Consider the following 12,624-nt stretch of genomic DNA (forward strand, 5'->3'; position numbering starts at 1 on the left):
GCGTGAGCTTGCTCAAGTTGAAAGCACGGTGTGCTTTCAATGCAAGCGAGGTCTGCCTTCGTCTCGATTGACGAAGGCAGGGCAGATTAGTGTGGAACATTTGCGGGAGAATTTCCGGCATTTGTTGTTGTTTTGGTGGTTTTGTAGAACATTTGCCGGTAAACTCCCAGCATTAAAAAAACGCTGAGAAGCGCTCACAAAGGAGCACATTCTCAGCGCGTAAGCCTTAATACTTGACTTATTACTTCACAAAGCCCGTGCTTTCGCACAAACTACGCGAGCAATAAATCAGGCAGCGATGCTGGCAATATCAACCGGAACGCCAGGAGCCATCGTGGAGGTAACAGTTACCTTCGTGATGTAGCGACCCTTGATGGTGCTTGGCTTCAAGCGACGGATTTCGTCTGCAACAGCCTTGAAGTTCTCTTCAAGAGCCTTAGCATCGAAGGAGAGCTTGCCGAAGAGGAAGGACAGGTTGCCCTGGCGATCCACGCGGAACTCAATCTTACCGCCCTTAATGTCGGCAACAGCCTTGGCCACATCCATGGTCACGGTGCCAGTCTTAGGGTTTGGCATCAAGCTACGAGGACCGAGAACACGACCCAAGCGGCCAACCTTACCCATCATGTCTGGGGTTGCAACAACGGCATCGAAGTCAAGGAAGCCACCGGCAACCTTTTCGATAAGCTCGTCATCACCAACGATGTCGGCGCCAGCTTCCTGAGCCTCAGTAGCCTTTGGGCCACGAGCGAACACCAAAACCTTAGCGGTTTTACCGGTGCCGTTTGGCAAGTTAACAACGCCACGAACCAACTGGTCAGCCTTGCGAGGATCCACGTTAAGGCGCATAACAGCCTCAACGGACTCGTCGAAAGCGTGCTTTGGCATGCTCTGCAACAAAGCGATAGCTTCAGCTGGGGTGTACAGGTTATTGCGGTCGATCTTCTCAGCCGCTTCACGATACTTCTTAGAACGCTTAGCCATTTCTACACTCCCTTTCAGTCGGTAACGGTAATACCCATCGAGCGAGCAGTACCCGCGATGATCTTCATACCGGCCTCGACGTCACGTGCGGAGAGGTCAGGCATCTTAATTTCGGCGATTTCGCGCACCTGAGCCTTGGTCACAGAACCAACCTTGTGAGTCAATGGATTCTCGGTGCCCTTCTGAATACCGGCAGCCTTAAGCAGCAAAGCAGCGGCTGGTGGGGTCTTCAAAATGAAGGTGAAGGAACGATCTTCGTAAACGGTGATCTCAACTGGGACGATCTGACCCATCTTGTCCTTCGTCTGGTCGTTATAGGCCTTGCAGAAGTCCATGATATTCACGCCGTGGGAGCCTAATGCTGGGCCCAGTGGTGGGGCTGGATTTGCCTTACCAGCCTGAATCTCGAGCTTAATAAGCGCGGAGACTTTCTTTTTCGGAGCCATAATATGGTTCTTCTTTCTTGTACAAGCGGTTCAAACGGTTGCTGCGAACGCTAATATAGTCGCTTATAGTCGCTTCTTACAGAAGTAAAGCACTTACGAAACGTTGCTATAAAGCCGTTTTGCAACTTCCTCCCGCATCTTGTATTGCTGTGCTGTGCTAGCGGATTCCTCCTCCAGTCACAAGCCTTCCTATTATGCCACATCTTCGCGACACGCAGACTTACGAAAGCTGCAACTACATTTGCGCAGCTATCTTTGCGCAGCAACAAAAGTTGGAAGCCTACTTCCAAGTCGAGCGCAAAACACTAGAACATTATAAAATGTTAAAACTCTAACTCAGGATTCTTTAACAACTCATCAAACATCGCATGATACAAGCGTAAATTCAAAAACTCTATCCGCGTAATAGTTGATATTTTGCCACCAGCATCTTTCGACGAAGCGCCACAAAGGTAAACAGCCTCATCATCCGTCCCATAATCTATAACCACATACCTATCATGATACTTTCTGCCAGCAGTCTTAAACTTCAAATCAACACTAGGATAATCGCTTACAAAATCATGTAATATGTTTGCCGTAAGCATATTCTTGTTCCTAGCGTTATCACTAAAAACTACGATTTCAACCCCTTCACCAGCAAACCGCAATAGTTCCAACGTTTTAAGACCAATATAATTATCTACAACGTAAATGCTTTTCTTAGCTGACTTATATATTTTGCAATACGCAAGATCCGCTTCTATTTTATTGCCGTCCATAAGAAGAAAATGTTTATACGTATCTGGATCAATAAAATTATCCATTACCCTATTAAAATCTTCCTTAGTTGCCATTCGAGATTTTATTTCCGCTATATCTTTAGTATTCTGATTCGTTTGAATCGCCAGCTTAGCTAATTCCTTCGCGCCAATAAAATCCTTATTCTCAACAATATAATCCTTCATTTGCTTAAAGGTTCTAACTAACGCCCTGCTTTGCTTAACAGCTAGTTCGCCTCTTAACACCGTCATAAGCATATAAATACCCTGTTCCGTAAAAGCATAAGGCAAATATCTAGAGCCACCCCAACTTGAGGTGAAATTTTTGCACCTCAAGTTTTCAAATTCATCTTCATTAAGTCGAAACATAAAATCTTCACCCTCAAACTTCTCAATATTATTTTTAATCTGTCTATTGAAGTTTTTAGTTTCATACCCATATATTTCAGCTAAATCCACATCAAGCATGACTTTTTGATTGCGAATATTATAAATTTTTTCTTTTATCGTTTTAGCGTCTATAAGCGTTTTAACAGACTCGCTTTTAGCGTCCACAATAACTAAATTTTTATTCCGTTCTACCATAAAATCCCTTCCTCAAAATGTAAGTAAAACCTATCGTTTTGCAATAAAACCGTAAACTTCTGACACAACCCCATAAATCGCAAGCACACTACAAAATCAATCACAAGCCACAAAACTTCTAAAAACTAGCAGAAAACTAGCACGTGTCAGCGCATAAACATAATTCTATAAGATTTCACAAATAAAAAGCAACAAACTCGGATTACTCCCCAAAACTCAAGCAAAATAAAGAGTTAATTCCCAAAACAAAACTCTCAATAAAACTATGCAACTTGGAAGTCTATTTCCAAGTTGGGTACAAACTTACGAAAGTTGGAAGTCTACTTCCAAACTGCACATACCTTCACGCATACCTTCGCTCGCTAAATCGCAGCGCTCAGGCAGGTCGTCAGCGCACACCAGCCACAACCAAATTCCCAATGGGCTACCACGCGACTCTGCCCTGCCTTCGTCAATCGAGACGAAGGCAGACCTCGCTTGCGTTGAAAGCACACCGTGCTTTCAACCTTGAGCAAGCTCAGCGCTCCAAATTGCCTTCGCGCGCGCTGTGCTGCGCTCAGGCAGGTCGTCAGCGCACACCAACCACAACCCAGTTTCTAAAACACAACCACACAAACCTGCCCTGCCTTCGTCAATCGAGACGAAGGCAGACCTCGCTTGCGTTGAAAGCACACCGTGCTTTCAACCTTGAGCAAGCTCGGCGCTCCGAATTGCCTTTTCGCGCTACGCTCTAAGCGAAAAGGCAGGTCGTCGCGCTACACCAATCCACACATATAAAGTGGTAATATTACGCAATTTAAATCTTTCCTAACGCTAAGTTGTTTAGGAGCAAACACATAACTCGTTCCAATTCTTTTCGAAAACTTATTCTTAAATTTATCAAGAGAAACTGTTTTAAACACATTCCCAGATTTAACTTCAATAGGAGATATGCGCATTTTGCCAGCAGAATCCTGAAAAGCTTTAGAAATCAAAAAATCTATTTCCATAGTATTTTCCGAATTTTCTTTATCTCTATTTGAATAGAAAAATAGGCGATGCCCGGATGATATCAGCTGTTGCGCAACAACGTTTTCAACTAGCATTCCTTCATTAATTGAGATTTTTCCAAATAAAATTTCTTTATACAGATCATTAGACGCAGTACTACTATCTGAAAGTATCATAGAAGTCAACAACCCGGTATCAGCCATATAACATTTTACTAACGCATCATCCGCATTAAGGTTCAGACCCACATTTGGATCTGTAGATTTGTAGCAATTATTTGTAATACTCGCATCCGAAAGCCAAAAAAACGCATCCTTGTAATCACGCATACGAGCATTTTTACCCAAGGAAGTAATCCTATACCTTTTTTCATGCTTAGAAAGCTGTGCCGGTATTCCATCAAACACAGCCATCACTTTCATTTCATACCCTTTTGCAAACTTTGCAGCATCCTGCCTATAGAGTGAAAGAATACGACGCTTAACCCTATCTACTCGAGCAAAATCTCTCGAATCAACATATTCATTTACAGACTGCGGCATGCCACCAACTAGCATATATTCTCTAAAAAGTCGCATTGCTTTTTTATGTAAAGCATCCGGCAAAGGATTTAACTCATTAAATGAATTTTTAATAACTTTCGATAGATTTTCTTCTCCACAAGCCCACAGAAATTCTTCAAAATCAAGAGGATACATGCGTTCTTCTTGTTCTTCAGACGGAATCACTATTGTTTCAACATTATGTTTAATAGACAATAACGAACCAGTCTCTATATAGTCGTATCTACCATCTGCAACTAATTGTTTTACAAATTCTCTAGCCTGCGGGAAAAATTGCACTTCGTCAAAAACCATTACCGATTCACGGTTATAAAGTTTCACACCATATAATGCAGATATGTACGTAAAGAAAGTGCTTAAATCTGAACGATAATCTTCAAATAGCTGAAGCGCATCTTTTGATGCTTGCGAAAAATCAATAAGAATATAAGACTTGTACTCGTTCCTCGCAAACTCTTCAACTAGAGTACTTTTCCCAACTCTTCGAGCACCTGTTACTAAAAGCGCTGTTGAACCGCGATCAGCATTCTTCCAATCGAGCATTTTTTGATAGAATTTTCGCTTTAACATACAACACCACTTTTAATTAACACAAAACCGTTGAAAATACTATTGTTTTATAGTATATATTTCACGAAAATCAATGTCAATTTATGCCAGATTTTCACGAAATCAAAGGTAAAAATATGCCAGATTTTCACGAAAATCAAGGTATTATTTCTCTAAATCTTCACGAAATCAAAGGTAAATATATGCTGATTTTTCACGAAATCAAGGGTATTAACGAGATTTGAGACTTAGTGCAACTATCTTTGTTCAACCAACGAAACTTGGAAGTCTACTTCCAAGTTGGGTACAAACTTACGAAAGTTGGAAGACAGACAGCGGAAGTTTGCAAGCATAATTAATGATATTTACGTTACATTGTATAGAATTATTATATACTTATATGAGAGATATAAGAAAAAGTACAAAATTCACCATAGACATAGGAGTCAAAATGACTACAGCAACAACAGATCTGGTAAACGTAAACTTTCGAGCAAAGAAAGAAGACAAACTCAACGCAGAACGAGTTTGCAAGGAGCTCGGAATCTCTATGAGCGCCGCGCTGAACGTGTTTATTAAAACGATTGGCCGCGAAAAGAGGATACCGTTAAATTTTTCGCTAGATCCGTTTTACGAACCGTCAAATCAAGCATATTTGAAATCGCAAATTGACGGCGTGAGAAATGGTACAATCAAGCTCGAAGAGCACAATCTAATAATGGATTAAGACGTAGGGTTCAAACAATGAGAAAAATTGCTTGGACTCCAGATGCCTGGAGTGACTATCTCTATTGGGAAAGCGATAATAAGACTCGTAAAAAGCTTAACAATATTATTAAAGAGATTATGCGGAATCCAATAGACGGAAAAGGTAAGCCTGAACCACTTAAAGGAAACTATTCTGGTTGCTGGAGTAGACGAGTAAATGATAAGGATAGAATCGTTTACTCATTTACAGATGACTCGATTATAATCTACGCCTGCAAAGGCCACTACGACGATAAGTAGGCAATTCTAAGCACTCACATGCTTAGCGCGGTAAAGCGCGGCCTCGCGGCGACGGCGCCGTTCAAGCGCGGCCAAAACCATCGTGGCAAGAATCACAGCGCACCCAATAAGCGCTAGCACGAACATCGTCATCCAAAGCGGCCACTGCAACTTGTCCCCCGGCGCGGAAACCGGATTCGGCAGCACGCGATAGCCCGTAACAAGCAGCCTTTGCGTATTCACACCATACGGCGTACAAGTAAGCAGCGTCGCCAAATCGCGCCCCTTCTCGCGTTGAAGCATGCTAATATCATTAGGCTCCACAACGTTAATACGAAACACTCTATAACGTAAGGTTTCGCCTTGTATATCAAAATAGAAGTAGTCGCCTTTTTTAAGATAAATTAAGTCGTCGAACATTGTAGCGTGCGGCAAACCAGTATGCGCTGTCACCACCGAGTGACGAGTTTTACCCCCAACCGGCAAATCCGTGCCATACAAGTGTCCTGCACCCTGTGCTAAAACCTCCGTCGAACTACCGTGATAAATCGGCAGCTTAACGCCAATCTTCGGGATTTTCACGATACCCATTATTCCCATTGGCTCATCGAGCACACTCTCATACTTCTTGTATTCGGGAGTATTTTTATAATCATCACTACCGTTATACGGGTCTGCGGTAAAAATCGCGCTACGTTGCGCATTATATTCGCGAGCTTTTTCAAGGTTCACTATTCGCGCGTCTTTCGGCAACTTCTTGCTCATACGATCGTATGCTGAGGAAATCTCCTTCGACAAATTATTATTCCACAATGTTGACGCAACCGGGTACGTGAAGCACAATATTGCTGAAAGCGCGAGTGCGATTGGCTCGATAGTGCGGCGAAGCTTAGACTTGGGTTTTTTCGTGGGTTTTGCTTTGGTTTGGGTTGCGGTTGATTCGGTTGCTGAGTCTTGGGTTGATTCGGTTGATTCGGTTGATTCGGTTGCGGGTTTTGCTTTGGACGGATTGAAGAAAGCATATACTTTTGTAACAGCTTCGTTTAATTTCATGCTTCCTCCGTTTCTGTGTTTATATACGTAAGTTTATTTTATGTAGAGCGAAAAGATTAGAGCACTTTGTATCAGGACACGCTAGCATGGAACAAAATGCTCAATGCATTTTGTTTCAACGCTACAGCGTGTCTTCTGGTACAAAGTGCCTAAATCTTTTGAACGCTAAGCCGAACGTCATCTAATCAACGTCGGCTCGCTACATGCGGATCAAGCGTTCTGCTGTTCTTCTTCCTTACGATTGCGCACATACAGAATCACGCTAGCCGCAATAAGAGCCATGCCCACGACAGCGAAAATCAGTATTCCGTAAGCACCAGTCTTTGGAAGGAAGAACCATGGAGTGTTAATTCCCGAATCCTGAATCTTAGTGTTAGGGAAATCAACAGTTGTAGTTTCGCCTTCTTTAAGGCTTACAGCCACAGCACCAGGATGACGCATGTAACCCTCTGGAGCTTTCATCTCAACAAGGTAGATTGTTTGACCAGCAAGAGCCTTAAAAGCATTCTGGAACTTACCGCCATCAGTAGTTGTACCGTTGAAATTCGCGGATGCTCCATCCTTGCAAGGATCAGCAGTAGCACTTGCATCACCTGCAGGGTCTGCAGCTGCAGGTGCTTTTTCTGTTGCTTTCTTCAACAAAGACGCATTACAAGCATCTGCCTTATCTTTAGAGTTAAACAACTTAAACTCAGCACCACTAAGACCAGTCGTAGAATCAGAACTATCCTTATCATGCTTATGAACCTGAAGGTAACCAAACGTGTTAGTACTAGTACCCTTATCCTTATCACCAGAAATGATAGGATTTGGATCAGGATTAGTGGTACCAATATGAGCCTTGAAGAAACCAGACTTATTCACAATCTTGTTATGACCGTTAGCTTCTTTCTTACCAGCATCTGGAACAGTACCTTCTTGATAGGTTTGGCTTAGCTTGAACTTGAACTTAACATGAACCTGAGGCTCACTACCACTTGCAGCCTTGTTCAACGCTTCTGCAATCTTTTCAAGACCAGCATCGCTGAACTTAACCAAAATACGAGTATGCTTACCAGCAAGACCACGCTTATCAGCAGTAGTATCCGTATTAGGAATAGCCTCATCGCCAGTATTGGCTTGCGTTGAAACATTATAGTATGTAGCTGTCTTAGTATTAGTAAGGTCTACAGCATTCTTTCCCTCACCAACAGTTACAGACTTAACGAAATCATTGCCAGTAAAGTTAAACGCTTCTGTTGGAGCGTCATCGAACACTGCAAAATCCTTAATACTGTCTTTAGTCAAAGTACCAGAAGGATGATTCACACCAGTACTAATCTCGTAAACAATGTCGTCCTTAACGTCAACAAAGTTATCACCCTTATCAGTACTTAAAACCTTCTTAAGAGTGCTCGTAAGATTCTTATTCTTTGGCGCAACAGCAGGATCATAATCATACGCAGTCTTATACGTTTTACCCGTCTTATCAGTAGTATCTTTTACCTGATAGATCAAAGGCAAAGTAATATAAAACACGCTCATATCACTTGCACCATAACCAGCTGGAGCCTGAGTCTCCTCAACCTTATACAAACCAAAAGAAAGATTATCAAACTTTGTTTTACCAGTAGTTCCATCAGTGGTTTGAGTTGTTCCATTAGCTTCAAGAGTGATATTTGTCTCATCGTTATGGTTTAAATCATTAACAACATCAGCTAACTTAGCCCAATCACTCTCAGTCTTGTAGTTAAGAGTCTCATTGTTAACTTTCGCAACCTTAGTTACCTTAAATGTTGCTACAAGCGGACTGTGACCAGCAGGGCAAGCGGTAGGCTTATTATACCCATTATCAGCAGTCTGAACATTAGTTCCACCAGTGCCACTGGTAGCATCATCGCACTTGAAAATAGTAATACTACCAGTTTGAGGAGCTTTAGTATCCCACGGAGCTAGATTAGTATTAGTATCCTGCTGACCAGAAGGATTTTGGTGAATTGGAGGCCCACCAGCCCACGCAACTCCGGACACAGTTACAGCGCCGGCGACGCACAGCGTGCCAGCCATCGCAAGCGACGCCACCGCCGCCACACACTTATTCGTTAACTTTCGAGTTAACTTACTCATAATTACTCCTTTACTAGTATTGTTTCCAATACTTCGAAGAAATACGTTTGTAAATGTTTAAAAAAGTTACTGACGTAAAACCCACGTTTCATGAATCACACTCAAACAAGACGTTTAAAACGAAACTCGAGTTGAGTGATCTCACAACATTGAGTCAAACCCCAGTTTTTGGAGCAGTCACAGTCCATCACATTCCAAGAAAACCCGGTTTGCGCGCGCAACAGCTCAGTAAAATCAAACGGTTCAACAATCAGCCAACAAGACAGCTAAAAGACACTGTTAAGCAAGCTCAGCATGTCGTTTAAACAATCCTGTAAGCCAGAAACCACTTAATTTAGTTGTATTAAAAGTTTGTGGAATATTGCGCGGCGGCTCGAAAACAGTGTTTTCACACAACAGTTCGAAAGCTACACGCAACCAACGGATTCACGCAAGCAACGCTCTCCTTTGCTACGAGCGACTCCACGAATCCTCGGTCAAAGTCGACGAGACGATGCCTGCAAAATCTTGATCATTAGCATCGCCACCTTTCAGTAACCCAACGAATAAAATCTTTCACAGACCGGACACCAGAACACGTGACCGCGCAAAAATCTTTATAAAAACGATTACAAGCAAAAACACAATCACGAACACGAGAGCGAATACTGTTAGCTTCGCGAGAGCGAACACTGTTAAGAATACAAGAATGAGCGTTAACACGAGTACTAGCAGGCGTGCGCTTTAACGCACGGTTTGAAACAGAACTCGTAGCATAATCTTGAGCATCAAACCCACTAAACACTGTTCTATTAAATGTTGCACTCACCCACGCGCGACCGCGCTCACTTTGACTTACCACGAAGCCAGCAGCCAACAGATTCACCAACAGAGCGGCAAGAATACCGAGCTGCAAATTCCAACTCTGCCCACCCGTTTGCGGCAAAGTAAAATTACTCACCGAATGAAGATTGAGCGTAAAAGTAGCAAAATCCTTGTTTTCTTTAAAAGCCGCTGGATCAGTAGTTAGCGCAGATTTTATTGAATCAGGCGTTAAGCTGCCAGATTGAGCTAATTTGTTTATTGCACCATCAAACATATCGCGCGCTTTAGGCTTCAGCGCAAACACAACGCACTGGTAATTGCCAACATCAGTCGGCTTTATGCTCACTTCCTTGTCAGTTCGCGCAGCCACATTCGTCTTAGGATCAACCGACACACAAGTCTTCTCGCCTTCTTTATTAGAGTGGCACGTATTTTGATTATCATCCGCAGGCACACTCAACACAAGCCCATCAGGTTTACTACTCCAAGTCTTGTATTCAAGGTTCTCCGCAGGTTGCGACGATTCAGAAGTTTGCGCAGGTTGCGAGCCAGATTGCACACTGCTAGTCGAACCAGCGTCAGTATTACCGCCACTTGAGCCACTTCCAGCAGAACCACTTTCAGCAGAGCCAGTACCTCCGGTCGAAGCGCCGCCACCACCAGCATTATCCTTCTTCTTCTCACCCTTCGAGCACAGCACGCGCAACGTAATCTTATTCTTGCTATCCGCCGCAGAAGTAGCATCAATAAACGGCTTAAGCTCCATACCGAGCATCGCAGAAATCTTGTTATTGTCGCTAGTCAACGCCGCTGGCAACGGACTTGTGTCGTTTTTAAACGGATACACGTTCAGCGTAAGATCATTATCACCAATTTTTGGCGGCTTCGGCTTATCTCCAAACTGGATTGTTATAGTCTTATAATCCCAGTCAATGCCTTTCTTCTTAGAAAGCGATTCTTTATTGTTACCAAAAGCATCCATCGGATTATCGAAGGCAGACTTTAGTTTACTTTTATCTTTAGCGTTCGAATCAAATAAATCTACATAGCTTTCAGATACAACTTTTTTACCTGCAGAAAAATTAGCATCATTAATAGCAAACACTCTGCAAGTATATTTACCTTCACTGCCAACATTTGGAGTTCCAGCAATCCAGCTTTGGGAACGCTCGCCAATGCTGTCACCGTCGTTTTCGTACAGCTCACCGCTAGTAAAATCGTTAAGCACACTGCCACTTGTGCGATTCCCTAAACGATGCTCCCACTGCTTTTGCGTGGACGACTTAGCTGAACCAGACACATCACTATCGCTAAGAGTTAAGTCATTATTAATTGAATTAAGATAGTAATCACTATCACTGTCTTTATGGCAAATCATGCGATGGTAAATACGGTTAAACTTTCCAGAAGACTGGCTGTCAATAAAAATTGTACTTGGGTTAAATTTTCCATCTTTATTCAAAGTAAAAGGAACATCATCAACTTCGGTACGACCCTCAGCTTTCTGGTGATTGTAAACCTTTAACAATAAAACATTATTATTTTTAGTATCATTGTATCTAATCTTGACACGAAATTGTAAGTATTCCTCATAACCTTTAGCTTTAACTTTACATTTACTCTGCTCAGTGCAGGATTCCAGATGAGTTAAGGCAGAGTTGTCCTTATAGTCTACTTTTACATATACGTCATAGTAACCCTTCTTCAACCAATTATTAGGACGTATTGTAACCGCGCCAGAAGTAGAATTTACTTCAACAAACTTTTTAGTTTCCTCTTTTTTCAAATCAAGTAACTTTTCATCAACTACAATTCCCTCTAAAGAGAAACTTTTTACAAAGCCTTTAACTTCATCGTACGAAACATTTATTAATTTTGACGGATCACCATTATTACTAAGTTTAGTAACACGATAAAACTTTGGTTCTCCAGTATAAGACTCATCTGGTTTGGTTATATTGGCATACGATACATATTTGTTCTTATATTTAAACTCATACTTTGCTACATAGCATTTTGCGAGTTCACTTATGCCAGCATTCTTACACTCTTCCGAAAGATCAGTCGCTTTTTCCGCACTTCTGTCAGTGCCGTTAGCAGCTTCCGTAGAATCAACGCCTTTCTTTTTAGCGTCTTTTGCTTTTTTATTTACAGCAGCCTCAGTCAGCTTAGCCTTATCATCAACCTTGTTACTATCAGAGTTCTGCTTTTCAACAGGCTTCGATTCCTTATTATCATTCTTCTTTAAAGTGCTTGAAGAGCCAGTATCTTTCTTACTAGGCTCAGTATTATTAGATTCACTCTGCTCAGACTGCTTATTCGATTCACCATCGTTTTTAGTAGAATCAGCCTTCGCACCCTCAGTCTTCTCAGTAAAAGTAGTATTCTCACCAGCACTCAACGCATAAGCAGGAGCAATCACAAAAGTAGCAAGCAACGTTGCAGATGCTACAAATAACGAAAGTAATGCTCGACTCGTGCACGAACCACACGCTTTTCGAGACGCGTTTGAGCGCAAAGCGGCGCAAGAAGTCTTTTTAGACTCTCTTGCAACGCCAGAGTCAATGTGACGAGCAACAAAATCTCTAATCGCCCGCCAAACTTTTAATAAAACATTTTGAATATTCATAAATATTCCTTAATGTTCTTTTAACTGCCCTATATACGCTCCCTGACCTTGCACAATAAATAAAGGCAAAAGGTAATTGTCTTTACTGCAGCACAGCCATGAAAACTGTCAAACAGTACAATCAAAACCCTCCATGTAATGTACAGCTGAGAGTATACCCCCCCCCC

Annotated in this window: 11 protein-coding genes; 3 read left to right on the forward strand and 8 right to left on the reverse strand. The window is 42.2% G+C overall.

Features of this window, described 5'->3' with window-relative positions:
- Positions 1–288: 288 nt before the first annotated feature.
- From rplA to AXE77_RS03125, 5 genes are all read right to left on the reverse strand, one after another.
- The gene (rplA, locus tag AXE77_RS03105) at positions 289–984 is read right to left on the reverse strand and encodes a 50S ribosomal protein L1 (RefSeq protein WP_004106273.1); all 696 of its coding nucleotides are present in this window, start codon (positions 982–984) and stop codon (positions 289–291) included.
- Positions 985–998: 14 nt separating this feature from the next.
- Positions 999–1,430 (reverse strand): 50S ribosomal protein L11, encoded by a 432-nt coding sequence (gene rplK, locus AXE77_RS03110; RefSeq protein ID WP_004118588.1) that lies wholly within the window; start codon positions 1,428–1,430, stop codon positions 999–1,001.
- Between the two features lie 323 nt (positions 1,431–1,753).
- On the reverse strand, positions 1,754–2,776 hold the full coding sequence (locus tag AXE77_RS03115) for an ORF6N domain-containing protein (protein WP_116712108.1): 1,023 nt from the start codon (positions 2,774–2,776) through the stop codon (positions 1,754–1,756).
- 303 nt (positions 2,777–3,079) lie between these two features.
- Positions 3,080–3,268: a hypothetical protein gene (locus tag AXE77_RS03120; protein WP_165846047.1), complete on the reverse strand. Its 189-nt coding sequence runs from the start codon at positions 3,266–3,268 to the stop codon at positions 3,080–3,082.
- Between the two features lie 263 nt (positions 3,269–3,531).
- The gene (locus AXE77_RS03125; RefSeq protein ID WP_116712110.1) at positions 3,532–4,899 is read right to left on the reverse strand and encodes an ATP-binding protein; all 1,368 of its coding nucleotides are present in this window, start codon (positions 4,897–4,899) and stop codon (positions 3,532–3,534) included.
- An 83-nt stretch (positions 4,900–4,982) separates the two neighbouring features.
- Here AXE77_RS03125 and AXE77_RS06630 point away from each other — a divergent pair, with 83 nt between their 5' ends.
- From AXE77_RS06630 to AXE77_RS03135, 3 genes are all read left to right on the forward strand, one after another.
- A complete protein-coding gene (locus tag AXE77_RS06630) occupies positions 4,983–5,123 on the forward strand; it encodes a hypothetical protein (RefSeq protein WP_165846048.1) in 141 nt (46 codons plus the stop codon).
- A gap of 206 nt (positions 5,124–5,329) precedes the next feature.
- The gene (locus tag AXE77_RS03130) at positions 5,330–5,605 is read left to right on the forward strand and encodes a type II toxin-antitoxin system RelB/DinJ family antitoxin (RefSeq protein ID WP_116712111.1); all 276 of its coding nucleotides are present in this window, start codon (positions 5,330–5,332) and stop codon (positions 5,603–5,605) included.
- 17 nt (positions 5,606–5,622) lie between these two features.
- Positions 5,623–5,886: a Txe/YoeB family addiction module toxin gene (locus AXE77_RS03135; protein WP_116712112.1), complete on the forward strand. Its 264-nt coding sequence runs from the start codon at positions 5,623–5,625 to the stop codon at positions 5,884–5,886.
- 6 nt (positions 5,887–5,892) lie between these two features.
- Here AXE77_RS03135 and AXE77_RS03140 read toward each other — a convergent pair whose 3' ends face one another.
- The 3 genes from AXE77_RS03140 to AXE77_RS03155 form a co-directional block, all read right to left on the reverse strand.
- Positions 5,893–6,918, reverse strand: a complete 1,026-nt coding sequence (locus AXE77_RS03140) for a class C sortase (RefSeq protein WP_116712113.1) — start codon at positions 6,916–6,918, stop codon at positions 5,893–5,895.
- Between the two features lie 210 nt (positions 6,919–7,128).
- Complete coding sequence (locus tag AXE77_RS03145) at positions 7,129–9,024, reverse strand: SpaH/EbpB family LPXTG-anchored major pilin (RefSeq protein WP_116712114.1); 1,896 nt, start codon at positions 9,022–9,024, stop codon at positions 7,129–7,131.
- Positions 9,025–9,538: 514 nt separating this feature from the next.
- Positions 9,539–12,457, reverse strand: a complete 2,919-nt coding sequence (locus tag AXE77_RS03155) for a hypothetical protein (protein WP_240612641.1) — start codon at positions 12,455–12,457, stop codon at positions 9,539–9,541.
- Positions 12,458–12,624: the final 167 nt, after the last annotated feature.

The organism is Gardnerella massiliensis (genome assembly GCF_003408845.1).
GTDB classification, from domain to species: Bacteria; Actinomycetota; Actinomycetes; order Actinomycetales; family Bifidobacteriaceae; genus Bifidobacterium; species Bifidobacterium vaginale_H.